The sequence below is a fragment of the Mycobacterium sp. UM_WGJ genome, from assembly GCF_000455125.1.
Lineage (GTDB): Bacteria > Actinomycetota > Actinomycetes > Mycobacteriales > Mycobacteriaceae > Mycobacterium.
The window spans coordinates 18036-43145 of sequence record NZ_AUWR01000022.1; the positions used below are offsets into that span (position 1 = coordinate 18036).

The 25110-nt window shown below is 69.7% G+C and carries 19 protein-coding genes; 11 read left to right on the top strand and 8 right to left on the bottom strand.

What is annotated here, in order from left to right:
- Window positions 1–22 precede the first annotated feature (22 nt).
- The 3 genes from tilS to dacB are packed head-to-tail and all read right to left on the bottom strand — an operon-like array spanning window position 23 to window position 3380.
- Entirely contained in the window at window positions 23–985 is a 963-nt protein-coding gene (gene tilS / locus N416_RS0108585) for a tRNA lysidine(34) synthetase TilS (protein WP_024441704.1), read from the bottom strand.
- Complete coding sequence (locus N416_RS0108590; protein ID WP_024441705.1) at window positions 964–2007, bottom strand: zinc-dependent metalloprotease; 1044 nt, start codon at window positions 2005–2007, stop codon at window positions 964–966. Before N416_RS0108590 ends, tilS begins: the two co-directional genes overlap by 22 nt.
- On the bottom strand, window positions 2004–3380 hold the full coding sequence (gene dacB, locus N416_RS0108595) for a D-alanyl-D-alanine carboxypeptidase/D-alanyl-D-alanine-endopeptidase (protein ID WP_024441706.1): 1377 nt from the start codon (window positions 3378–3380) through the stop codon (window positions 2004–2006). Before dacB ends, N416_RS0108590 begins: the two co-directional genes overlap by 4 nt.
- Before the next feature lie 80 nt (window positions 3381–3460).
- On the opposite strand from dacB, the gene N416_RS0108600 reads away from it, so the two are divergent.
- Complete coding sequence (locus N416_RS0108600) at window positions 3461–3949, top strand: inorganic diphosphatase (protein WP_024441707.1); 489 nt, start codon at window positions 3461–3463, stop codon at window positions 3947–3949.
- 53 nt (window positions 3950–4002) lie between these two features.
- Here N416_RS0108600 and N416_RS0108605 read toward each other — a convergent pair whose 3' ends face one another.
- Complete coding sequence (locus tag N416_RS0108605) at window positions 4003–4686, bottom strand: TetR/AcrR family transcriptional regulator (RefSeq protein ID WP_024441708.1); 684 nt, start codon at window positions 4684–4686, stop codon at window positions 4003–4005.
- 111 nt (window positions 4687–4797) lie between these two features.
- Between N416_RS0108605 and N416_RS0108610 the strand changes: the two genes are divergently transcribed.
- Window positions 4798–5235: a nitroreductase/quinone reductase family protein gene (locus N416_RS0108610; protein WP_024441709.1), complete on the top strand. Its 438-nt coding sequence runs from the start codon at window positions 4798–4800 to the stop codon at window positions 5233–5235.
- Here the strand turns inward: N416_RS0108610 and N416_RS0108615 are convergent.
- Window positions 5224–6213, bottom strand: coding sequence for a TerC/Alx family metal homeostasis membrane protein (locus tag N416_RS0108615; protein WP_024441710.1), 990 nt, complete (start codon window positions 6211–6213; stop codon window positions 5224–5226). The genes N416_RS0108610 and N416_RS0108615 overlap by 12 nt on opposite strands.
- A 152-nt stretch (window positions 6214–6365) precedes the next feature.
- Between N416_RS0108615 and N416_RS0108620 the strand changes: the two genes are divergently transcribed.
- The 4 genes from N416_RS0108620 (at window position 6366) to N416_RS23500 (ending at window position 8907) form a co-directional block, all read left to right on the top strand.
- Entirely contained in the window at window positions 6366–7565 is a 1200-nt protein-coding gene (locus tag N416_RS0108620; protein WP_051190222.1) for a hypothetical protein, read from the top strand.
- Window positions 7566–7592: 27 nt separating this feature from the next.
- On the top strand, window positions 7593–8291 hold the full coding sequence (locus N416_RS0108625; protein ID WP_024441712.1) for a glycosyltransferase family 2 protein: 699 nt from the start codon (window positions 7593–7595) through the stop codon (window positions 8289–8291).
- A 13-nt stretch (window positions 8292–8304) separates the two neighbouring features.
- Window positions 8305–8664 carry a DUF2304 domain-containing protein gene (locus N416_RS0108630; RefSeq protein ID WP_024441713.1) on the top strand — a complete coding sequence of 120 codons (360 nt, stop codon included), beginning with the start codon at window positions 8305–8307 and terminating at the stop codon, window positions 8662–8664.
- 72 nt (window positions 8665–8736) lie between these two features.
- Window positions 8737–8907 carry an Rv1535 domain-containing protein gene (locus N416_RS23500; RefSeq protein WP_164517918.1) on the top strand — a complete coding sequence of 57 codons (171 nt, stop codon included), beginning with the start codon at window positions 8737–8739 and terminating at the stop codon, window positions 8905–8907.
- A 10-nt stretch (window positions 8908–8917) separates the two neighbouring features.
- On the opposite strand, the gene N416_RS0108640 is transcribed toward N416_RS23500, so the two are convergent.
- Window positions 8918–13471 (bottom strand): cation-translocating P-type ATPase, encoded by a 4554-nt coding sequence (locus N416_RS0108640; RefSeq protein ID WP_024441714.1) that lies wholly within the window; start codon window positions 13469–13471, stop codon window positions 8918–8920.
- Between the two features lie 148 nt (window positions 13472–13619).
- The gene (locus tag N416_RS0108645; protein ID WP_024441715.1) at window positions 13620–14564 is read right to left on the bottom strand and encodes an NAD-dependent epimerase/dehydratase family protein; all 945 of its coding nucleotides are present in this window, start codon (window positions 14562–14564) and stop codon (window positions 13620–13622) included.
- A gap of 32 nt (window positions 14565–14596) precedes the next feature.
- On the opposite strand from N416_RS0108645, the gene N416_RS0108650 reads away from it, so the two are divergent.
- The 5 genes from N416_RS0108650 to N416_RS0108670 all read left to right on the top strand — a co-directional run bounded on the left by N416_RS0108650 (window position 14597) and on the right by N416_RS0108670 (window position 23818).
- Window positions 14597–16390, top strand: a complete 1794-nt coding sequence (locus N416_RS0108650) for a hypothetical protein (RefSeq protein WP_036457568.1) — start codon at window positions 14597–14599, stop codon at window positions 16388–16390.
- A 72-nt stretch (window positions 16391–16462) separates the two neighbouring features.
- Window positions 16463–17173 carry a VIT family protein gene (locus tag N416_RS0108655; protein ID WP_024441717.1) on the top strand — a complete coding sequence of 237 codons (711 nt, stop codon included), beginning with the start codon at window positions 16463–16465 and terminating at the stop codon, window positions 17171–17173.
- 11 nt (window positions 17174–17184) lie between these two features.
- Complete coding sequence (locus tag N416_RS0108660; protein ID WP_036457569.1) at window positions 17185–18465, top strand: APC family permease; 1281 nt, start codon at window positions 17185–17187, stop codon at window positions 18463–18465.
- Window positions 18466–18500: 35 nt separating this feature from the next.
- Window positions 18501–22472 (top strand): Pls/PosA family non-ribosomal peptide synthetase, encoded by a 3972-nt coding sequence (locus N416_RS0108665; RefSeq protein ID WP_051190221.1) that lies wholly within the window; start codon window positions 18501–18503, stop codon window positions 22470–22472.
- Window positions 22469–23818, top strand: coding sequence for a M1 family metallopeptidase (locus N416_RS0108670; RefSeq protein ID WP_024441720.1), 1350 nt, complete (start codon window positions 22469–22471; stop codon window positions 23816–23818). Before N416_RS0108665 ends, N416_RS0108670 begins: the two co-directional genes overlap by 4 nt.
- Here the strand turns inward: N416_RS0108670 and N416_RS0108675 are convergent.
- Window positions 23724–25046 (bottom strand): TQXA domain-containing protein, encoded by a 1323-nt coding sequence (locus tag N416_RS0108675; protein ID WP_024441721.1) that lies wholly within the window; start codon window positions 25044–25046, stop codon window positions 23724–23726. The genes N416_RS0108670 and N416_RS0108675 overlap by 95 nt on opposite strands.
- Window positions 25047–25110 lie beyond the last annotated feature (64 nt).

Consider the following 25110-nt stretch of genomic DNA (forward strand, 5'->3'; position numbering starts at 1 on the left):
ACGGAAACTCCCACCCCGTGGCTCAGACCGGCTCGCTGCGCAGCCGCAGCAGCCCGTCCCCGCGAACCGCGAACAGCCGCTGTCCCCGCAGGTCCGATCCGATCGCCACTCCCCCCTGGCCGCGCCAGGCCGTCACCAGCCGGTCCACCGCGCGGATCTGCAGATCGGTCAGGCCGCGTCCGCCTCCGTCGATCAGCCAGCGCCGGATCACCGCCAGCCGCACCGGACCCGCCAAGGTCGCCAGCGCGGCAGCGTCCAACGCGGCGCCCGTGGTGGCGCCGGACAGCGCCTGCTCGGCCAAGCCATCGATGAGCTCGGTGTTCTCGCGCAGCGCGATCGCGGTGCGGGCCAGCGCTTCGGCCACCCCGCCGCCCAGCACATCTTCCAACAGCGGCAGCACTTCGGCCCGCAGCCGCACCCGGGTGAAGCGACCGTCGCTGTTGTGCGGGTCGAGCCACGGCGTCAGCCCCAGTTCGGTGCAGGCTTGTGCGGTCTGGGCGCGCCGCACCCCCAGCAGCGGCCGGCACCACGGTGGGTCGTACGGCCGCATCCCGGCCATCGACCGGGCTCCCGAACCTCGGCCCAGCCCGAGCAGCACTGTCTCGGCCTGATCGTCGAGCGTGTGTCCCAGCAACACCGGGTTCCGACCGCGGCCCTCGGCCAGTGCGGCGTAACGGGCGGTGCGCGCCGCGGCTTCCGGACCGCCCTCGGTTCCGACGGTCACCGGAATAACTTGTGCATCAACGCATCCCAGTTCGAGTGCCTGACGGCGTGCGGTCTCGGCCACCTGAGACGAGCCGGCTTGCAGGCCATGGTCGACGATCAGCGCGGTGGTGGGTCGCATCCGGGCGGCGACGGCCGTCAGCGCCAGCGAATCCGGTCCGCCCGACAACGCGACCGCCCAGCCTCCCGCCTGCGGCAGATACTGCTCGGCGAACGCCCCCAGTGCGGCGCGCAGCGCGGCTACAGCACCCGGTCGATCCACCGCTGCGGCTCTTCGATCTCGGCGGGCAACGGCAGGGTGTGCGGACTCGCCCACACCGCGTTGAACCGGTCCATGCCGACGCGACCGACCACGGCGTCGACGAAGGCCTTGCCGCGGGTGTACTGGCTCATCTTGGCGTCGAGGCCCAGCAACGCCCGCAACAATCGTTGCAGCGGCGGCTGGCGGCGCCGCCGGCGTTCCTCGAAGCGACTCCGAATGGCCGCCACCGACGGCACCGCGAGCGGCCCGACCGCGTCCATCACGTGGTCGGCGTGACCCTCGAGCAGCGTGCCCAGCATCAGCAGCTGGTCCAGCGCGGTGCGTTGCTCCTCGGACTGCACCGCCCGCACCAGGCCCAGAATCCCTGACGGGCCCGGCGATTCGGCGTCTCCCCGGTGGCCCCGCAGGTGGTCCGCCAGCCGGCCCACCACCTGGGTGAGGTCCGGACTGTTGTCACCGGTCAGTACCGCCAGGGCATCCGACATGTAGCCGGCCAGCCACGGGTTGGCGCTGAACTGCGCGCGATGGGTCACCTCGTGCAGGCACACCCACAACCGGAAGTCGGCCGGCGTCACCTGCAGCTGACGCTCGACGGCCACCACGTTGGGATAGACCAGCAACAGCGCCCCGCCGCCTGCACAGAACGGGTCATATTGGCCGAGGATGCCCGAGGACACGAACGCCAACACCGCGCCGGTCTGCGCCCCGGTCAGCCGGCTGGTGAGGAAACCGGCGGGCCGCTCCGAGCCGCCCATCATCACCCGCATCGATTCGGCGGCGGCGGCGATCCACTGCCGCCGGTCGACCACGCGGGCGTCGGGGACGGGGCCGTCCAACTCTTCCCGGCCGAGACGGGTGACCTCTCGGACCAGGGGTTCGGCCGCGCGGGCACTGGCGTGCAGTTCCTCGACGACCTGGCAGCGTGTGTAGTCGGTCATCGGCGGCGCGGGGCGTGCCAGCCAGCCACCGACCGTCGCGGCGAAGTCGAAGTCCACCGCGCTCCCCACGTCGGACCCGCTCATCCACACCCGCAGGTTCGCAGCACCGCCGCCAGCGCGTCGATCGCCGTCCGTCCGGTGGGCCCGGCGTCGTTGGAGATGAACGCAAACGTCAGCACCCGCTGGTCGCGGTCGGTGACGATTCCGGCCAGCGCATTGGTGCGGGTCAGCGAGCCGGTCTTGGCCCGCAGCCAGCCAGCCGCACCGCGCCCCGTCTTGGGGTTGAGAAACCGCTCGGACAGGGTGCCGCTGCCGCCGGCGACCGGCAGCATGTCCAGCAGCGGACGCAACTCGGGCAGGTCCGGCCCGGCGGCCGCCTGCACCACCGCATCGAGGGTCCGCGCCGACAACCGGTCATCGACCGACAACCCGCTGGAGTCCTGCAGGTTGGCTCCACTGACGGCGATGTGGGCGGTGGCCAGCCGGTTGATCACCGCGTCAACCGCTCCGGCAAACGACCGCGGCCGGCCCATCGCCGCTGCCACCTCGCGGGCGATGGATTCGGCCATCACGTTGTCCGAGGCGTTCATCATCTCGCCGAGCCGGACCACCAGCGGTGCCGATCGGACCGCGCCCAGCTCGCGGCCGGTCACCGACGACGACGCGATGCTCACATTGTCGGGGTCGACACCCAACTGCGCGGCCAGCGCCTTTCCGGCGTCCAGCGCAGGTGTAGTCGATCGCCGGGACTCAACGGTGGTCGGCTGCACGCGGCCACCGTCGACCATCACCGCCTCGATCGGGGCGATGTCACCGCCCTCGATGTCGTCAGCGTCCCAGCCCTGGGCCATGGTCGGGCCGGTGAACGCCGACGTGTCGACCTGCACCTCGGTGACGCTCACCCCGCTGCGGCGCACCTGATCGGCCAGATCGCTGATGCGCGCGGCTTCGCGATACCAGGTGTCCTGCCCGACCTCGGCCGTCGACAACGTGGGATCGCCGCCTCCCACCAGCACCACCACTCCGGGCTGATCGCTCGCGGTCACCCGGGTGGTGACCCGGGCATCCCGATCCAGCGCCAGCAAGGCGGCCGCTGCGGTGAGCACCTTGTTGGTGGACGCCGGCTGCATCGGCAGGTCTTCCTGCTGGGTCCACAGCGCCTTGCCGGTCAACGCGTCGGTGATCCGGCCGGTGAGCCGGCCCAGATTCGGGTCGGCCAGCGCCTGGGCCATGGCTGCGGCCAGTGCACTACCGACCGGCATCGGGGCGTCGTCGGAGACCGGCACCACCCCGGGCTTGGCGGTCGCCACCGGTGCCGGCGACACCACACGCGCACCTGCGCCGGATTCGTCCGGGAGCACAACGATCGCCACGACCACCACGGCGGCGGCCAGCGCCAGCACCGCAGCCGCGATACCCAGATGGGCGCTGCTGTGTCGCCACCGAGTGGGTTGCATGTCTCTCCTCCCCTGTCAGGCGCAATTGTGCCGGACGGGCGGAGTCCGGGCGTGAATCCGGGCCGCTCTAGACTGACCCGGTGCAATTCGACGTGACCATCGAAATCCCCAAGGGCCAGCGCAACAAGTACGAGGTCGACCACGCCACCGGGCGGGTTAAGCTCGACCGCTACCTGTACACGCCGATGGGCTACCCCACCGACTACGGCTTCATCGAGGACACCCTCGGCGAGGACGGCGACCCGCTGGACGCGATGGTGCTGCTGCCCCAGTCGGTGTTCCCCGGTGTGCTGGTCGAGGCACGCCCGGTCGGGATGTTCCAGATGACCGACGAAGCCGGCGGCGACGCCAAGGTGCTGTGCGTGCCGGCCGGTGACCACCGGTGGGATCACATCCAGGACATCAGCGACGTACCGGCCTACGAGCTGGACGCGATCAAGCACTTCTTCGTGCACTACAAGGACCTGGAGCCGGGCAAGTTCGTCAAGGCCGCCGACTGGGTTGACCGTGCCGAAGCCGAGGCCGAGATCACCCGGTCGATCGAGCGGTTCAAGACCTCCGGTCACTGATCCGGCGGTTTAGCGAGGCTCGACGAAGGAGAGCCGAAGCTGGGACCGCCGCGTCAATCCGGCGGCTGGGTCAGCATCCCCAGCAGCAGCGCGAGCTGGGCGTCGAACACCGCCCGCGGTGCCGACAGGGTGTCCGCGCCGTAGCCGCCGAACACCTCCAGGCTGACCGCGCCCACCAGGGCGGCCCACAGCAGGAAGCATTTGACGACGACGGCATCGTCGCCGGGGAAGCCGAACTCCTGGCGGAGCCGCTCGAAGTCTGACGATAACGGTTGCGCTGCATCGTTTTTCCCGGACGTGATCTCGCCGGCCGCGATGCCCGCAGCGATCGCTTCGAAGAACGCGCCGACAACCCGGGTGCCCGGCGCCACGGTCTGCTCAGCCGGCGCGTGATAGCCGGGCACCGGGCTGCCGTACAGCAGCGCCCACCCGGCCGGATGAGCTAGCGCCCAGTCCCGCACCGCGTGGGCGATGGTGACGATGTCCTCGCGCCACGACGCCGATGCCCGGACCCGGCCCACGGAATCGGCCAGATCGTTGTAGGCGTCGACCAGCAGCAGGGTGATCAGCTCGTCACGGCTGCCCACATACCGGTAGATCGCCGAAGACACCATGCCCACCTCGCGGGCGACTGCTCGCAGCGACAGCCCCGCCGCCCCGTGGGTGCGCAGATGACGCCGTCCGACCTCGATGACCTGCGCCTCGATGCGTTCCCGCGACTCCTGCCGTTTTCCCACGGCACTAGTGTGACAGATATGAGAGCAGTGCTCTTGATTTGCCCCCTACGATGTGCCACGATCAGAAAAACGAGAGCGCCGCTCTCGATATCGCGAGCAAGGGGAACACCCATGACCGCCGGATACGACCGACCCAATGCAGCCGCCCGCATCGCCAGTACGGTGATCCGCAAGCTGGCCGAAACAGGGATCAGCATCGCTGGCACCCGCGCCCTGTCCGTGCGCGGCCGCAAGAGCGGCAAGCGTCGTGGTGTCGTGGTCAATCTGCTGACCGTCGACGGAGTGGACTACCTGGTGTCGCCGCGCGGCAACACCGAGTGGGTTCGCAATGTGCGAGCCGCCGGCGAAATCCAGATCGGGCCGCGGCGGCGTCCGACGCCGGCCCAGGTCACCGAAGTGGCCGACGACGACAAGCCGGAGGTGCTGCGCCGCTATCTGAAGCGATGGTATTGGCAGGTCAAAGGCTACGTGGCGGAGCTGACACCGGATTCCAGCGACGACGAACTGCGGATCGCGGCACCGTCGATTCCGGTCTTCTCACTCCACTGAGGTAGCTCCGCGGGTCCGGTACAAACTGGCCCCCGTCGTCAGCAGCAACACCGCCACGACGACCCCCAGACTGACCGGGGTCGGGATCTCCGGGACATTGAGCGGACGGCCGGAATTGATGAACCACACCTCGTTGGCGCGCAGGGCGTGCAACACCATGCGCACCCCGATGAAGCCCAGGATCAGCGCCAGTCCCTGCGACAGGTACACCAGCCGGCTCAGCAGCTTGCCGAGCAGGAAGAACAGCTGCCGCAGTCCCATCAGGGCAAACACGTTGGCGGTGAACACCAGGTACGGCTGGCGAGTCAGCCCGTAAATGGCCGGAATGGAGTCCATCGCGAACACCAGATCGGTGGTACCCAGCGCGAGTGCGACCAGAAACATTGGGGTGATGGCCCACGCTCCGGCGTTGTCCCGGACGAAGAACCGCACGCCGGCCCAGCGATCGGTGGCGTTGAAATGGGTTCGCGCAAACCGCACCACGGCGTTGTTGCCGCCCTCGCCCTCCCCGTCGCCGGTGGGGTCGGAATGACGCAGCAGTTTGATGGCGGTGTAGGCCATGAATGCGCCGAAGACATAGAACGTCCACGACAACCGCTGCACGGCGACCCCGCCCAGCGCGATGAATACCGCCCGGAACGACAGCGCCAGGATGATGCCGACGAACAGCGCCTCCTGGCGATACTTCTTGGGCACGTTGAAGCTGTTCATGATGATCACGAACACGAACAGGTTGTCCACCGACAAGCTGTACTCGGTCAGCCAGCCCGCGTAGAACTGCATGCCGTACTTCGCGCCGTGAAAATGCCACACCCAGATGCCGAAAGCCACCGCCAGCCCGATGTAGCACGACAGCCGGATCGCGACTTCGCGTATCGACGGCTCGTGTACGCGGCGGGCCACCAGGAACAGATCGAAACCGAGCACCGCTCCCACGCCCGCGAATGTCACCAGCCATTCCAACAGCGACGGGTCCAACGGGGTCCTCCGGTGGTCGAGTCAGTTCAGCGGGCTGACCGACCGTACCCCGCGACCCGCTTATTATTTGCGCCGTGGTGACCGATGTCGGTGGTACCGGATCCTCCGGGTTCCCCCGTGGGCTGGCGACCGGTCCCGTCGCCCGAGCCAGCATGGCCCGGGTCGGCACCGCAACCCTGCTCAGCGCCCTGTGCGGCTACGCCGTGCTGTATCTGGCAGCGCGCGACCTCGACCCGGCGGGCTTCTCGGTGTTCGGCGTGTTCTGGGGCGCGTTCGGGCTGGTCAACGGCGCCGCCAACGGTCTGTTGCAGGAGACCACCCGGGAAGTCCGGTTCGCCCGGGACGCGGGGACACACCCCGCATCCACCCCGCACACCCGCCCCCTGCGGGTGGCCGGTCTGACTGGGCTGGCGGCGGCCGGGGTGGTGGCCGCCAGTTCCCCACTGTGGAGCGGCCACGTGTTCGTCGAGGCGCGCTGGCTGTCGGTGGTGTTGCTCTGCTTCGGGCTGGCCAACTTCGCGATCCACGCCACCCTGCTCGGCATGCTGGCCGGCGCCAACCGCTGGACACAGTACGGCGCGCTGATGGTGACCGATGCGAGCGTCCGGGTGGCGGTGGCCACCGCGACGTTCGTCGTCGGCTGGGGCCTGGTCGGGTTCCTGTGGGCCACCGTGGCCGGCGCGCTGGCCTGGCTGCTGCTGCTGGCCGCCTCACCCGCAACCCGCTCCGCAGCGCGACTGCTGACTCCGGTGAACACGGCGGGATTCCTGCGCGGTGCCGCGCATTCGATCACCGCAGCCGGGGCCAGCGCGGTCCTGGTGATGGGCTTTCCGGTGCTGCTGCAGGCCACCTACGGCGAATTGGGTGCTGCGGGCGGTGTGGTGATCCTGGCGGTCACGGTGACCCGGGCTCCGCTGCTGGTGCCGCTGACCGCCATGCAGGGCAACCTGATCGCGCACTTCGTCGACCAGCGGGGCCGCCGGCTGGCGGCACTGCGCACCCCGGCGGCGGCCGTTGCCGCACTGGGTGCGGTGGGCGCGGTGGCCGCGGGCCTGCTCGGTCCCTGGCTGCTGCGCACCGTGTTCGGCGCGGATTACCGTGCGGACGGGCTGCTGCTAGCGGGATTGACCACGGCAGCCACCGCGATCGCGCTGCTGACGCTGACCGGGGCGGCGACGGTGGCCGCGGCACTGCATCGCGCCTACGCGCTGGGCTGGGTGGGCGCCACAGTGGCCTCGACCTTGCTCCTGCTGCTGCCATTGGACCTGCCGACCAGAACCGTGGTGGCCCTGTTGTGCGGTCCCCTGGTGGGAATCACCGTGCATCTGGCCGCGTTGCGCACCGATTCGTAAGTCGGGCAGGCGTGTATTTTCTAAACCATCGATACCCGCTACCCCGATGTCTGGATCATCGTCCCGGCGTTCAACGAAGCGACCGTCATCGGTGACGTGATCGCCGGCATCCGTGCGAATTTCGACTACGTGGTCTGCGTAGACGACGGAAGCGCTGACGACACCGCCGTCACGGCGCGTCGCGCGGGCGCCTACGTGGTGCGCCATCCGGTCAACCTCGGTCAGGGCGCGGCCATCCAGACCGGGGTCGAGTTCGCCCGCCGGCAACCCGGCGCCCGACTGTTCGCCACCTTCGACGCCGACGGTCAGCACCGGGTGGCCGACCTGGTACGCATGATCGACCACCTCGACACCGCCGACCTCGACATCGTGATCGGCACCCGGTTCGCCGCACCCGACGCAGCCGCGACGGTACCGCCGCTCAAACGAGCGGTACTGCGGGCCGCGGTGTTGCTCAACCCGCGGATTCGCCGACTGGGGCTCTCCGACGCCCACAACGGGCTGCGGGTGTTCAACCGGCGCGTGGCCGATGGTCTCGACCTCACCATGAACGGGATGAGCCACGCCGGTGAGTTCATCGCCCTGATTGCCGAGAACCGTTGGCGGGTGGGCGAAGTGCCGGTCGAGGTGCTCTACACCGACTACTCGAAGTCGAAGGGGCAGCCACTACTCAACGGCGTCAACATCCTGTTCGACGGGCTGCTGCGCAAGAGGATGTCGCGATGAACAGGATCTTGCGATGAATTGGATCAAGGTCCTGCTGATCGCGGCGGTGCTGATGCTGCTGGTTTACCTGCTGCTGTCGCGCCGGTCCGCTCAGTCGCGAGCCTGGGTGAAAGTCGGCTACCTGGTGTTCGTGGTGGCCGGCATCTATGCGGTGCTGCGTCCCGACGACACCACCGTGTTAGCCAACTGGCTCGGGGTGCGCCGCGGCACCGATCTGATGCTCTACGTGCTGATCATGGTGTTCGCGTTCACCACGCTGAGCACTTATATGCGATTCCGCGATCTGGAGCTGCGCTATGCCCGGCTGGCCAGGGTCATAGCGCTTACCCAAGCCCAGCCGCCCGGGCTGCCCGAACCGCCTGAAACACAGTAATTCGGCAACAATTGTCTCAGCGGTAACAGCGGGTTTGCCGCACGGCCGATTCCAGCCCGCACCGTTGCAGGTATGAGGACGACCGAAGTCCTGGCAGAACCCCTGGCCGACGCGACAGCGGCACTCCTGACCGTGCCGGCGGTCGAGCTCTACGCAGTGCTCTGGCGCGCCGGTCTGCTGCAGGTGCGACCTCCCGCGGCCAAGCGACCACAGCCGCAGGTGAGAGTGCGACAGCCGGCGTAACGGGACAGGCTCAGCGCACCAGTTCCAGCTTCGCGGACGACTTCTTCGCGGCGGACTTTCTGGCCGGCTTTCTGGCCGGGGCCTTCTCCACCGGCGTTTCCTTGGCCACCGGTGCTTTCTTCGCCGGGGCCTTCTTGGCCGGAGCCTTTTTCACCGGGGCTTTCTTGGCCGGAGCCTTTTTCGCCGGGGCCTTCTTCGCTGGAGCCTTCTTCGCCGGAACCGCCGACACCGCCTTGATGGGGGCCTCGGTCTCCCTGGCGGGAGCGGCGATCTCCTTGGCGGGAGTCGAGAACCGGCTCGCCACGGCAACCGCGGCGGTGGCCGCCGCGGCCGTGCCGAGGCCCTGGGCCCAGCCGATCGGGCCGACCGGCGTGCAACCCAACAGCTGGCTGACCCCGGGCGTGGAGACGATCGCCGCGAACAGCGCGAACGATCCGGCCGCGGTGGCCAGCACCATCGGCGCCCGCGAGTCGACCACGGTCTGACCGAGCTCGGTGGTCACCAGCGAGATCAGCGCCACCGTCGAGGCGCGCTGCGGTGTACCGGTCACGGATGCCATCGCCCAGGCGGCGGTGCCTGCCGCGCCGGTCACCCCGCCCCGGAACGCCACTGCGCGCCATAGCTTCCGCTCTTCGAGTCCGGGCACCGCGTCACCGATTGGGCCGGCCGGCGTACTCACCGCCACAGCGGTGGCCGGCAGCGCGTCGGTCAGGGTGTTCATCAACAGCAGCTGGCGAGTGTTCAGCGGCGAATTGCCGGTGACCGCGGTACCGATCACCGAGAACATCACCTCCCCGGCATTGCCACCCAGCAGCCCGGAGATGGCAAGTTGCACACCCCGCCACAGGCGCCGGCCCTCGTCGATAGCGTCGACCAGCGCACCGATCTTCCCGTCGGTCAGCACCACGTCGGCGGTGGCGTGTGCCGAGTCGCTGCCGTGTGCGACGACACCCAGCCCCACCGTGGCGGCGCGGATCGCGGCGGCGTCGTTGGCGCCGTCGCCCACCATCGCCGACACTCGGCCGGCGCGCTCCAGGGTCTGCACGATCTGCACCTTGTTCTCCGGCGACATCCGGGCGAAGATCACCCGTTCGCAGACCACCTGCTCTTGTTCCTTGCGGTTCAAGGCATTCCACTCCGAGCCGGTGATGACCTCCTCGGGGCGGACCGTCACGCCCATCTCGGCGGCGATCGCGGTGGCCGTGATCGGGTGATCACCGGTGATCATCCGGATGTCGACGCCGCGGGCGGCCAGATCGGCCAGCAGTTGCGGAGCGTCGGCCCGGGGTGTGTCGGCCAAGCCGAGGAACCCGATCAGCGTCAGGCCGGAGGCGCTGACCTCCAGGAGCCGGTCGGAATCGTCCTGCACGGCCCGCACCTGCGCGGCGGTCAGTTTGCCGTGCGCGACCGCGATCACCCGCAGCCCCTGGGCCGCCATCGCGGCCACCTGCTGCTCGGCCTTGGCGCCGGCGTTCTTGCAGGCCTCCAACACGACTTCCGGTGCCCCCTTGACCAGCAGCTCCGATCCCAGCACCGACGCCGAGAAGGCCCGGCCGGAGCGGAACGGCAGGTGCGCGTCCGGTTCGATCCACGGCCGGGCACCGGCTGCGGATGCCGCGCCCTCGACGATGGCCTGGTCGGTGGCGTGCGCATGCGCCGCACCGTCGGGAGCCGGAGCCGCCTGCGCGGCCGTGCCGAGGACGTCGTCGTCGGAATATCCCGCAAGCGGGCGCACCGTGGTGACCCGCAGCCGGTTCTCAGACAGCGTTCCGGTCTTATCGAAGCAGACCACGTCGACCCGGCCGAGCGCCTCCACCGACCGCGGAATCCGCACCAGCGCACCGGTTTTCGTCAACCGCTGCGACGACGCGTGCTGGGCCAAGGTAGCCATCAGCGGCATGCCCTCCGGGACGGCTGCGATCGCGACCGCGATCGCGTTGCCGAGCGCAACCCGCAGCCCGCCCTGACGCAGCAGACCGAGCGCACCGACCGCCACACCGCCGGCGGCACTGTACGGGAAAGTCCGGTACATCAACTGAGACAGATGGTGCTGCAACCCGACCTCGGGCAGCTCGCCAGAGGCCAGTTCGGAGGCCCGACGGGCCTGAGTGTCGGCGCCCACGGCGGTCACCATCGCCAGCGCCTTACCGGCGATCACCGTAGTGCCCGCGTAGAGCATGGAGCTGCGCTCGGCCAGTTCAGCGCCGGGCGTCGGGTCCAGCTGTTTGCCGACCGACAGCGATTCGCCGGTCAGCGAGGACTCGTCGACCTCGACGTCATACACCTCGATCGTCCGGGCGTCGGCGGGCACCACCTCGTTGCTGCGCACCTCGATCAGGTCACCGGGCAGCAGTTGTTCGGCGGGGATCTCGTGGTAGGCCGGCGTGCCATCGCCCCCCATCAACACGACCCGGGCCGGCGGAGCCTGCTGTGCCAGCAGGGTGTTCAGCCGGCTCTCTGCCCGCAACCGCTGGTAAGCGGCCAACATGGCGTTACCGGTGAGCACCGTGCCCACCATCACGGCGTCGATCGGCGAACCCAGCATGGCCGTCGCCGCCGAGCACAGCGCCAAGATCGGCGTCATCGGGTCGGACAACTCCTCACGCACGGCGTGGAAGTACGGCCAGAACATGCCCTGGGATTCCGCGTCGACCGGCGCGCGTTCGGCCAACGGCAGCATGGCCTCCGGCGTCAACAGCTCGCGCGCCTGCTCGACCGTCATGGCGTGCCATTCGTAGGCCGGTGCCGGCTTCGGTGCCTGCGCACGCAACACCCGGCGGGCCAGCAGATACCCCGACAGCATTCCGGCGCCCGCACCGACGGTCACCGGCCCCGGACCGCGGCTCTGCCCCGCCCCGACACCGGGGATCGTCGCCCGAACCCCGCGAACCAAAAGCAGCCCGGCGATCGACGACGCCCCGATCGAGATCGCAACCCCACGCTCGGTGGCCGTCCGGGCAGCCGGCAGCGCGCGCAGCACCTGCCATGCGCCGGCAAGGTCGGCCAGCAGCAGATCGGCATAAAAAGGTGGTGGGGTGTCGGCATGCTCGCTCGTCGGCATCACACCCAGCGCCAGATCCGCCGACGCCAGCGCCTGCGCTGCCGAGGTGGACAACACCGCGACGGTACGGCCGGCCTGCTGCAGGTCGGCCACCGCCGCGGCCAGCGCGGCGTCGATATCCTCACCCGAGACCGGCCGGATGTCGTCGAAACCGGGGCGCAGCTCGCTGAGGATCTCGGTGTCCACCGTGACCAGCTCAGCGCCGGAGGCACGTGCTTCGAGGACCACCGCCGAGGCCAGCGCGTGATGCGCGGGCAGGATCAGCGCGTCCACCGGCTGCGTGCGGGTCGAGCCGCGGACTGTCATGCCCGGAACCCGGTGCCAGCCCGGACGCAATCCGGGCTTGTCGAGCAGGCTCTGCGCGCTGTTCCAGGCCTTCGGCAGCTCGTGCTCGCTGGCACCGCGGATCTGTACCACCCTGCGTTGTTCACCGGTCAGCGTCCGCGGGTCGATGACCACGGTGTCGATCTTGTCGAGGCGGCGCAGGCTGTCTGGCTGCAGCGGCAGCACTCCGTGCGCGTCGGCCAGGCCCTGTCCCAGAGTCGCGGCGAACGATTCGCAACTGGTGCGCACCGCTTTCGGCGAGGTCGCCAGGATCGCGCTCGACGTCACGTCCAGGTTGCGGGTCAGTGCGCCCACCGCCCCGGCCGCGACTACCTGCGCCACCGCGGTGCGCTTCAGGTAGCGCTCAGCCAGACCGTCCGGCCGCGGGACAGGCCGCGCAGTGGTGTGCACGTCCGGGTGGTCGGCGTACCGGGCCAGCTCCGGCTCGTAGCGATTCCAGGCCAGCGCCCCGGCGCGCGTCTCGGAGGCTTTGAGGCCCTCCACCATCAGATCCACCGCCAGGATCGCCGGGGACAGGGTGATGACGTGCGACCCGAGCGAGACCAGGGAAAGCACCCGGTCGGTCTTGGCCGGACCGATCCGGCTCGCCAGCGCGTTGCGGACCAGCGGCTGGTAGCGGGCCACCGACGCCGCGGCGTCGAAGATCTTGGGCGCGGCCGGCCAGCGCATCGCGCTGCCCACGGTCGCGATCGCCAGCCCTACCGCGTTGGCCCCCACCATCGCGCCCTTGGTGGCCAGCAGCAGTCCATCGCCCGGCAATGCCGCGGTGTCGGTCGGGGAAAGTTCGATGCTTTTCTCGGCCGCTTCCACCGCGGCGCACAGGTCCGCCAGCGCAACGTGGTCACCGATCTCGACGACTACCCGGGACAGCGGGCGGTTCAGCCGCACCGAGGTGACGCCGGGCTCGGCCCGCAGGGCTGCCAGAACCTCGGCACCGATGTCCACGCCGTCGGAGTCGTCGAGCCCGTGCACTTCGATCCAGGCCCGCCCGGCGCCGCGCCAGCTTCGTCGGCTGGTCAGATCGGAACGCTCACCGGCCAGGATCTTGGCGCCTTCGCGCAGTGGGATGGCGGCGAGGTCAACGCTGGCCCCCAAAACGGAGGATGCGGCGGCGCCGATGGCGTCCAGACCAAAACGGCCGATTGCGAAAACATCCATGGCTGGCCTCCAGCGTCATAGCAGCGCTGGAGGTCTCTTCCGCCGGTTGTCCGGCCCACAGCCCCGGTCACCCGATGACAGGCGACGTGATGACGACACTGCGAATTGGGGAATACTCCCCTCCGACCGGCCAGTATGCCACAAAGGTTCAGATGGACTTCATCTGCCGGAAGTACTCCACGGTGCGTGTCACGCCATCGGCGAGCGCGACCTGAGGGCGCCAGCCCAGCACCTCCGCGGCCCGCGAGATGTCCAAACAGGACCGCTTCAGGTCACCGAGGCGCGGCGGGTGGAACTCCGGGTCGTCGGGTCCACCGACGGCCGCGGCCACCGCGGAATGCAGCTGCCGGTCGGAGGTTTCCACCCCGGTGCCGACGTTGAACCGCTGCCGGTCACCGGCCTCGCCCGACGCCCGCACGAAAGCGTCCACCACGTCATCGACGAACACGTAGTCGCGGGTGTTCGATCCGTCCCCGAACACCTTGGTGGGCCTGCCCTCCAGCAGCGCCTGGGCGAAGATCGCCACCACCCCGGCCTCGCCGTGCGGGTCCTGGCGGGGGCCATAGACATTCGCCGGTGCGATGTGGGAGCACTGCAGCCCGTAGAGGTGGCCAAAGGTGTTGAGGTAGATCTCACCGGCGACCTTGCCGGCGGCGTAGGGCGAAGCGGGGTCGGTCGGGACGTCTTCCCCGGTCGGGTAGCACGGTGGGGTGCCGTAGATCGAGCCGCCCGACGAGGTGTGCACGACCTTGCGCACGCCCGCCGTCCGCGCGGCTTCGGCGAGCCGGATCGTCCCGATGACGTTGACCGAGCCGTCGAAGACCGGGTCGGCCACCGAATGACGCACGTCGATCTGGGCGGCCAGGTGAAAGACCACCTCGGGCTGGTGCTGCGCCAGGATCGCGTTCAGGTCCGCGGAGACGATGTCGGCCTCGACGAAGCTGAAGTCGGCGTCCTCGGCCAGGTGCTCGATGTTGCCGGCACGCCCGGTGGCGAAATTGTCCAGCCCGACTACCTGGTGCCCGTCCGCCCGCAGGCGGTCGACCAACGTCGATCCGATGAACCCGGCTGCTCCGGTGACCAGTGCTCGCACCGGCCCACCATACCGACAGGTAAGAAAGACTGATGCGCACGCGTTTCACTGCCCTGCCTTGGGTCTGCTGGGCGGCGGTGGGATTGGTCGCCGCCCAGCTGGTCGTTCGGGCGGTCGTGGCTTTCGGGGGTTACTTCTACTGGGACGACCTGATCCTGGTCGGCCGGGCCGGAACCCACCCGCTGTTGTCGCCGGCGTACCTGTTCGACGACCACGACGGTCATGTGATGCCGGGCGCGTTCCTGGTGGCCGGGGCACTGGCCAAGCTGTGGCCGCTGCAGTGGGCCGCGCCGGCGATCAGCCTGGTGGTGCTGCAGCTGCTGTCGTCGTGCGCGTTGCTGCGCGTGCTGTGGGTGATTCTGGGCTGGCGGCCGGTGCTGCTGATACCGCTGACCTTCGCGTTGTGGACTCCGCTGGGCCTGCCGGCCTTCGCCTGGTGGGCGGCGGCGCTGAACTATCTACCGCTGTGCGCCGCACTGTCCTGGGTGTGCGCGGACGCGATCCTGTTGGCGCGCACCGGGAATCGGCGCTACGCGTGCACCGCCACCCTGGCCTACCTGGGCGGGTTGGTGTTCTTCGAGAAGTCCGCGGTGATCCCGTTCGTAGCCTTCGCGGTGACGGCACTGCTGGGCTATGTGTCCGGTAAGCCGCTGGCCGGCGCGATTGTCGGGGCGTGGCGGGCCGGGTCCCGCATGTGGACGGCGATGCTGGCGGTGACCGCGGGGTGGATCGGGGTCTACCTGGTAGTGGTGAATCAGAAGCGGTGGAGTTTCGACCTCGATATGACCCGCGACCTGCTGCTGCGCTCGATCACCCACGGCATCGTCCCGAGCCTGGCCGGTGGCCCGTGGACCTGGGCGCGCTGGGCGCCGGCCTCGCCGTGGGCGCTGCCGGGGCCGGTGGTGATGACGCTGGGGTGGCTGGTGCTGGCCGCGCTGGTGGCGGTGTCGCTGGCGCGCAAACACCGGCTGGTGCCGGTATGGCTTGCCGCAGCCGGGTACGCGGCGGCCTGCCAGGTACCGATCTATCTGATGCGCTCCTCGGCGTTCACTGCGCTGGAGCTGGCGCAAACCCTGCGCTACCTGGCCGATCTCGTCGTGGTGCTGGCGATCCTGGGCGCGGTCGGGTTGTGCGCCCCGAACCGCGCCTCGTCGCGCCGGCTGGACACCTCACCGCTGCGCACCGTGGCGGTGACCGGCCTGGCCGCCGCGTTCACCGCGAGCAGCCTGTATTCGACGGGCACGTTCTTGACCTGCTGGCGGGACGATCCGGCTCGCGGGTACCTGCAGAATGCCCGCAACGGTCTGGCCGCGGCACATGCCGCCTCCGACGCGCCGATGCTGGACCAAGAGGTCGACCCGCTGGTGCTGCAGCGGGTCGTCTACCCGGAGAACCTGGCCAGCCACATGTTCGCCCTACTGCGGGACCGCCCCGAATTCGCCTCGGCGACGACGCAGTTGCGGATGCTGACCAACACGGGGACGGTGGCCGACGCCCAAGTGACCTGGGTCCGCTCTCTAGTTCCCGGCCCGGTGCCCCACTGCGGCTATCTGATCCAGCCGGACCGGCCGGCGACCCTGGCGCTGGACGGCCCACTGCTGCCCGCGGACTGGACCGCCGAGATCAACTACCTGGCCAACGTCGACGGTGCGATGACCCTGTCACTGTCGGACGGCCCCGAGGTGCGGGTGCGGGTCCGGCCGGGGCTCAACCGTGTCTTTGTGCGGCTGCCGGGCGCCGGATACAACGTGTCCGCGCGCGCCGACACCGCAGCGCTGTCGGTGTGTATCGCGGCCGGCCCGGTCGGCTACCTCGCGCCCCGGTAGCGTCGCTGCAACCACCTGCGAGTAATCGCTGGTCACGAGGACAGGGTGGGCGCTACGGTGTCGCGCATGCGCATGCGTTCACCGCACTCGGCCGAGCCCCATAACGGCTCGCTGGCGTCGAAACTCAATTGGTTGCGCGCCGGGGTGTTGGGGGCCAACGACGGCATCGTCTCGATCGCGGGGATCGTGGTCGGCGTCGCCGCCGCCACCGCGCAACGGGGTCCGATCTTCACCGCCGGTATCGCCGGCGTGGCCGCCGGCGCCGTGTCGATGGCCCTCGGTGAGTACGTGTCGGTGAGTACGCAACGTGACACCGAACAGGCTGTGCTGCATAAGGAGCGCCGCGAACTGCAACAAGACCCGGCGGCCGAACTCGAGGAACTTGCCGACTTATATGCGGCCAAGGGATTGTCGGCGGCGACGGCCAGGTTGGTGGCCGAAGAGCTGACCCACCACAATGCGTTCGCTGCGCACGCCGAGGCTGAATTGGGCATCGACCCGGACGATTTGACCAACCCGTGGCTGGCCGCGGCGGCGTCAGCCCTCGCGTTCACGGCGGGAGCGCTGTTGCCGATGGTCGCGATCCTGCTGCCGCCGACCACATGGCGAGTCCCGTTGACCGTCCTGGTCGTGCTGCTGGCACTGATGCTCACCGGTGTGGTCTCGGCACGCTTGGGGGGCGCAAACGTCCGAAACGCCTTGGTCCGCAATACCACCGGCGGGGCGCTCGCGCTGGGCACCACGTACCTGATCGGCCAGCTGGTCGGCCACACGATCAGCTAGACCTTGAGCTGATGGACGGTCACACGACCCCTGATCCGCAGCCGACGTCCGGTGCGCTGCGCCGGCAGCTGGGCATGTTCGACGCGGTGACGATCGGGCTGGGCTCGATGCTTGGTGCCGGCATTTTCGTGGCATTGGCGCCGGCGGCCGCAGCGGCCGGTGCGGCGATGCTGATCGGGTTGATCGTGGCGGCGGTCATCGCCTACTGCAACGCGGTTTCCTCGGCGCGGCTCGCGGCACAGTATCCCGCCTCCGGCGGTACCTACGTATACGGGCGCGAACGGCTCGGACCGTTCTTCGGCTATCTGGCCGGGTGGGGCTTCATCGTCGGCAAGACCGCATCGTGCGCGGCGATGGCACTGACCGTGGGTTTCTACGCATGGCCCGCGCACGCGCACGCGATCGCGGTGGCGGTGGTGCTGGGGCTGACCGCAATCAACGTGCTGGGGGTGCAGAAATCGGCGTGGCTGACCCGGCTGATCGTGGTAGTGGTGCTGGCGGTATTGGCAGCGGTTGTGGTGACCGCCCTGGGCTCCCAGGGCGTTGAAACCGCTCGGTTCGGCCACTCGTCAGTGTCGGTGCCAGGGGTGTTGCAGGCGGCGGGTCTGCTGTTCTTCGCGTTCGCCGGCTACGCCCGGATCGCCACGCTGGGTGAGGAGGTACGCGACCCCGCCCGCACCATTCCGCGGGCGATCCCGGCCGCGTTGGCCATCACCCTGGTGGTGTACGCCCTGGTGGCGGTAGCGGCACTGAATGTGCTTGGCGCAGAAGGTCTTGCCGGAGCATCGGCGCCCTTGGTGCAGGTGGTGAGGGTCGCCGGGGCGGCCAAACTGACCGTGATGGTCCAGATCGGAGCGATTCTCGCGGCGACCGGGTCCCTGCTGGCCCTGATCCTGGGGGTGTCGCGTACCACCCTGGCGATGGCCCGCGACCGGTATCTGCCCGGGTATCTGACCGCGGTGCATCCCCGGTTCGGGGTGCCGCATCGCGCCGAGATCGCGGTCGGCCTGGTGGTTGCCGTGCTGGCCGCCACCACCGATATCCGCGGTGCCATCGGGTTTTCCTCGTTCGCGGTCCTGGTCTACTACGCCGTGGCCAACGCCGCGGCCTGGACCCTGTCCCCCGCCGAGGGCCGTCCCCCGCGCCTGATCCCGATCATCGGCTCGGTGGGCTGCATCGTTGTCGCGTTCGCCTTGCCCGTCAGCTCGGTCCTGGCCGGACTCGCGGTGCTCGGCGCGGGTATTGCCACTTACGGCGTGCACCGTCGATCGGGCCGGCTCGGGCGCCGGTAGTCCGCTACCGCGGCGAACAACGCGCCGAGCTGACAATGACGCGCTGCACTCCCCGACCGTGCTGGGTACGTTCTACAGTCGTGCCCTCACTGCAAGTCCCCGCGCAATATCTGCGCGGCTCCTCGGCGCCGCAGCCCCGCACCCTGATCGACATTCTGCAAGAGACCGCCGCCCGCTACCCCGACGCTCCCGCCATCGACGACGGCAATGTGGTGTTGACCTACGGGGAGCTGATCGAGGACATCACCGACAGTGTCGCCTGGCTGGCCGCCCGCGGTCTGGGCCGCGGCGATCGCATCGGCATTCGGATGCCGTCCGGCAATTACGCGCTGTACGTGGCGATCCTGTCCACGCTGGCCACCGGCGCGGCCTACGTGCCGGTGGATGCCGACGATCCGCCCGAGCGCGCCGAGCTGGTGTTCAACGAAGCTCAGGTGGCGGCGGTGATCACCGAACAGGGTTTGACCCGCGGCCCCGGCGCGTCACGCGGCTGGCGGGCCACGGCGCCGCAGACCAGCGACGACGCCTGGATCATCTTCACCTCGGGGTCCACCGGAACCCCGAAGGGCGTGGCGATCACGCACCGCAACGCGGCGGCCTTCGTCGACGCCGAAGCCCAGCTGTTCTTGCAGGACAACCCGATCGGGCCCGGCGACCGGGTGCTGGCGGGACTGTCGGTCGCGTTCGACGCGTCCTGCGAGGAGATGTGGCTGGCGTGGCGCTACGGCGCCTGTCTGGTGCCGGCGCCGCGGTCGCTGGTACGCAGCGGCATGGACCTGGGTCCGTGGCTGGTGTCGCGCGACGTGACCGTGGTGTCCACCGTGCCCACCCTGGCGGCACTGTGGCCGGCCGAGGCGCTGGAGGCGGTGCGGCTGCTGATCTTCGGCGGTGAGGCCTGCCCACCGGAGCTGGTAGCCCGGCTGGCGGTGGAGGGCCGCGAGGTATGGAACACCTACGGCCCCACCGAGACCACGGTGGTGGCGTGCGCGGCGCAGCTCGACGGCACCGGCCCGGTCCAGATCGGGTTGCCGCTGTTGGGCTGGGACCTGGCCGTGCTCGGGCCCGACGGGGCCCCGGTGGCCGCCGGCGAAGTCGGCGAGCTGGTGATCGGCGGTGTCGGCTTGGGCCGCTACCTGGACCCCGGCCGTGACGCCGAGAAGTACGCAGCACTGCCCGAGCTGGACTGGCCGCGGGCCTACCGCAGCGGTGATCTGGTGCGGCTGGATGCCGACGGGCTGGTGTTCTGCGGCCGGGCCGATGACCAGGTCAAGGTCGGCGGCCGGCGCATCGAGCTGGGTGAGGTGGACAGCGCCCTGGTGACGCTGCCCGGCGTCAGCGGCGGTGCGGCCGCGGTGCGGACCAGCGCCGCCGGGACCCCGCTGCTGGTCGGCTACCTGGCCAGCACCGATCCGGACTTCGACCTGGGTGCTGCACGCGCCGCACTGGGCCGGCGACTGCCCGCCGCGCTGGTTCCCCGGCTGGTGCTGGTCGACGAACTGCCCACTCGCACGTCGGGCAAGGTGGACCGCGATGCGCTGCCGTGGCCGGTGGGGCCGGAGCCGGGTGCCCTGCCCGGCGGAGGTCTCGGCGACGACCCGGACAGCACTCTGGGTTGGCTGGCCGGACTGTGGCGCGACGTGCTGGGCGCCCCGGTCGACGACGAACAGGCCGATTTCTTCGCGCTCGGCGGTGGATCGCTGCAAGCCGCTCAGCTGGTGGCCGCGGTGCGGCAGCGGTACCCGCAGACCACCGTCGCCCAGCTCTACGACCGCCCACGACTCGGCTCCCTGGCCGGGTTTCTCGACGACATGGGCCGCAGTGAGCCCGGGGCCGAGGCAGCCTCCCGCGCGGTCGAACCCACGCCCCGGCGGGCCCAGGCCGCGCAGGTGCTGCTGTCGGTGCCGCTGGCCACGCTGACCGGGCTGCAATGGGTGACGTGGCTGGCGCTGATCAACAACGTGATGGCGGTGATGCATCCGCTGCCCTGGCTGGCGCGACTCGACTGGTGGTGGGTGATCTCCGCTTTCGTACTGTTCGTGACACCGCTGGGCCGGATGGGTATCGCCGCGCTGGGGGCGCGTGCGCTGCTGTCCAATCTGGCGCCGGGAACGTACCGGCGCGGCGGCCCCGAGCACCTGCGGGTCTGGATCGCCGAACGGCTTGCCGCCGCCAGCGGCGCCGAGAATCTTTCCGGCGCACCGTGGCTGGTGTATTACGCGCGAGCGCTGGGTAACAAGATCGGCGAGGGCGTGGATCTGCACTCCGCCCCGCCGGTGACCGGGATGCTGACCCTGGGCCACCGGTGTTCCATCGAGCCGGAGGTGGACCTGACCGGGCATTGGATCGACGGCGATACGTTCCACGTCGGCCCTGTCACGGTTGGCAACGACGCCACGATCGGTGCCCGCACTACGCTGCTGCCCGGCGCCGTAATCGGCAAGGACGCCGATGTCGCGCCTGGGTCCGGGGTAGTCGGCGAGGTGAAGAAGGGCCAGTACTGGACCGGCTCGCCGGCGGTGAAATCCGGTAAGGCACACCACCCCTGGCCGGATCACCGGCCACCGCCGCGCCCGGTGTGGGCGGCGGTGTACGGGGTGACATCGATCCTGCTGGGCGGCTTGCCATTGGTGGCATTGGGTGTCGGGCTGTCGGTGGTGGGCTGGGCGGTGCGGGACTGCACCACGCTGATCGAAGCGATTCGGCCTGCGGCGCTGGCCACTGCGCCGGCCGCGCTGGTCGCGATGCTCAGCTACGCCGCTTTGACCATGGCCGGGGTGCGGCTGTTGTCGATCGGGCTGCGCGACGGCTACCACCCGGTGCGCAGCCGGGTGGGTTGGCAGCTGTGGGCCACCGAACGTCTGATGGACGCCGCGCGCGACTATCTCTTCCCGGTGTACGCCAGCCTGATCACGCCGTGGTGGCTGCGCTTACTGGGGGCCAAGGTAGGCCACGGCACCGAGATCTCCACCGCGCTGGTGATCCCGAAGTTCACCACGATCGCCGACGGCGCCTTTCTCGCCGACGACACCATGGTGGCCTCCTACGAATTGGGCGGCGGCTGGATCCACGTCGCACCGGCCACCATCGGCAAGCGCGCATTTCTGGGCAATTCCGGGATCACTCAGCCGGGCAGGCGGGTCCCCGACAACTCCTTGGTGGCAGTGCTGTCGACGGCACCGCATAAGGCCAAGACCGGCTCGTCGTGGCTGGGCAGCCCGCCGGTACGCCTGCGGCGTAAAGCCGCCGACCTCGATGCCGAGCGCACTTTCGAACCCCCGCTGCGGCTGAAGCTGATGCGCGCCGTCATGGAGACATTCCGGCTGATCCCGGTCATCGTCACATTTGCCATCGGAACCGCGGTTTTGGGCGCGTTGCAGTGGGGGGTGACAAGGTTCGGCTACGGCTGGACCGCGCTGGGGAGCGGCGTCACGCTGCTGGCCGCCGGTGCGGTGGCCGGCAGCAGCGCGGTGGTGGCGAAATGGCTTATCGTGGGCCGGATCCGGGCGTCACAGCGCCCGCTGTGGTCGTCGTTCGTGTGGCGCAACGAGGTCTCCGACGCGTTCGTCGAAACGGTGGCTGCCCCGTGGTTCGCCCGCGCCGCAACCGGTACCCCGGTGATGAACCTGTGGTTGCGGGCGCTCGGCGCCACCATCGGCCGCGGCGTGTGGTGCGAGACGTACTGGTTGCCCGAAGCCGACCTGGTGACGCTGGACACCGGCGCGACGGTGAACCGCGGCTGCGTGGTGCAGACCCACCTGTTCCACGACCGGATCATGCAGATGGACACGGTGACATTGGATGCAGGGGCCACGCTGGGCCCCAACTGCGTGGCGCTGCCCGCGGCCCGGCTGGGCGCCGGTGCCACCGTCGGGCCGGCCTCGCTGGTGATGCGCGGCGACGAGGTCCCGGCCGCGACGCGCTGGCAGGGCAATCCGATTGCGCCGTGGCCGGTGTCGGGCAAGAAGCGCGGGGCTTCGGCTGCCGCGCGTCAGGAGCCCGCGGCATGAGCAAACCCACGAAGATTTCGGCAAAGCCAGCCAAGGCCCCGGCGCCTGTTCTTGACCCCTATCTGCCCGACAGCGGCAACAGCGGTTACCGGGTCTCGCGCTACGAACTCGACCTGGAGTACAAGGTCAGCAGTAACCGGCTCTCGGGCACCGCGACCATCACCGCGGTCGCGCTGGACGCACTGCGCGAGGTCACCCTCGACCTTGCCGACACGCTGTCGGTGGCCAAGGTCTGGGTCAACGGTCGCCCACCCAGCCGGTTCGCGACCTCGGCAGCCAAGCTGCGGATCACCCTGGCCGCCACGGTACCGCCCGGCGCCGCACTGGTGATCGTCGTCCGGTATGCGGGATCACCGCGCCCCAGCGAAACGCTCTGGGGTGAAGTGGGTTTCGAGGAGTTATCCGACGGAGCGCTGGTTTCCGGCCAGCCCAACGGCGCACCGTCATGGTTCCCCTGCGACGACCACCCCTACTCAAAAGCCAGCTACCGGATCCAGATCAGCACCGACAGCCCGTACTACGCGGTGGCTAACGGCGAACTGATATCGCGGCGTGCCCGGGCCACCCGCACCACCTGGACCTACGAGCAGCCCGAGCCGACCCCGACCTATCTGGTCACCCTGCAGATCGGCCGGTACGTGACCCGCCGGTTGCCGGGCTCGACGGTGGCGATCCGCGCGGTGCTGCCGGCCCGGCTGCAGGCCGAGTTCGAACAGGACTTCGCCGCGCAGGCACAGATGATGGAGCTGTTCGTGCGCCTGTTCGGGCCCTACCCGCTGGCAGCCGGCTACACCGTGCTGGTGACCGACGACAACCTAGAGATCCCCCTTGAAGCACAGGGGCTTTCGATCTTCGGCGCCAACCACTGCGACGGTACCGGGGGGTCCAACCGACTGATCGCCCACGAACTGGCCCACCAGTGGTTCGGCAACAGCGTCACCCTGCGACGCTGGAGCGATATCTGGCTGCATGAGGGGTTCGCGTGCTACGCCGAATGGCTGTGGTCGGAGCATTCCGGTGGGCCGAGCGCCGACCAGCTGGCGCGGCGTTATCACCGCCAGCTAGCGGGCCTGCCGCAGGATCTGCTGTTGGCCGATCCCGGGCCGGCCGACATGTTCGACGACCGGGTGTACAAGCGCGGCGCGATCACCCTGCATCAGTTGCGCGGCCGGCTCGGTGACGACGCCTTCTTCGCCCTGCTGCGGGACTGGACGTCGCGCTACCGCCACGGCAACGCCGGCACCGAAGACTTCACCGCGCTGGCCGCCGGATACGCGGGCGAACCGCTGCAGTCCTTGTGGCAGGCCTGGCTGTATTCCACTGCGGTGCCCCCGCTGACCAGCTGAGGTCGAAGTCGACGACCAGCGCGGCCGGCACCGCCAGCGCTACCGGGGTGAACATCTGCGAGTCCTGTTCTCCGGCAATGCCGGTGAGGACCCGGCCGCCGTAGCCGTCGTCGGTACCGGGAACCGTGACGCGTACCCGCGCCGACGCCGCACCCGGGCGCGGGCGCAGGTAGAAAACGCTGCCCGGCTCCACCGGACCGGTCAACTCGTTGCCGTCGTCGTCCAGCAACACCGCACCCTCGGCGCTCAGGGCGGCAGAGTCGGCGACGGACAGGCGCAGCGGGCCCACCAGACCGTCGGCCACGGTGGCCGACGAGACGTTCAATCCGGGTGCGGTGGAGCGCGCCCGTGCCGCACCGGCCAGCAGATACCGGTAGAGGGCCACGATGCGGTCGGCATTGCGATAGGTGCTGGTGCCGTTGAGCCAGAAGTCGACGTCGCCGAGCGTGGCCGATGGCCCCGGCCCGGCCACCGACAGGCGGTAGAACCGGTGGCCCCCGACGGTGGCACCCACGCCGAGCGCCTTGCGATGAGCGCCGGCGGCCGGGGCGGCCAGCCGCGACGAGGGCACCTCCCGCCAGCTACGGCCGTCGTCGGACTTGTGCAGGGTCAGCGTCACCGGCTCCGAGGCGACCAGTTCCAGGGTGTAGCCGCCCAACTCGAGGGCCTCTTCGAACTCGACGGTCACCCCGTCGGCGTCGCGCAACACCCGGACCGGCTCGGTGCGGGCGCGGGTGTCCAGCTCCAGACCGTTGGTGAGCCGCCAGATCGCGGCCTGGGTGGCGGCTATCGCCTCGTGCTCGGTGATGTTGCCGCGGCCCAGCTGGTGGCCGGCCGCACGCAGTCGACGGCTCAATTCGACGGTGGTCAACCGTGGAACCGAGTTGCGCAGGATCCAGTCGACTTGAACTTCGCGGGGGTCACGGGCACCGGAGCGCAGGTTCGGAACCGCCGACCAGGTGTCGATCCGGTAGGCCGACGGCCGGGTGGGGGCGATGCCGTGGAAGTCCAGCGAATAGGCCGCGATACCGGGATTCAGGCGAATCAGATCGGTGCGCGCGCTGGTGCCGTCGGTGAACACGATCCGGTCGACGGTGTGCGAATAGGTACCGCCGTGATAGCGGGTCATTCGGTCGATGTCGACGGCCGGGCGCGGTTGCACCCTGCGCCGGACGGTCACCGTGGGCTCGGTGTCGAGAAGAGGAAAAACGGAGGTTGAAACGGTCATGCCGAGTCGACTTTCTGGTCTGAAGCGCGCACGGCAGCATCTCGCCGAAGAAAGGGAGCGGGCT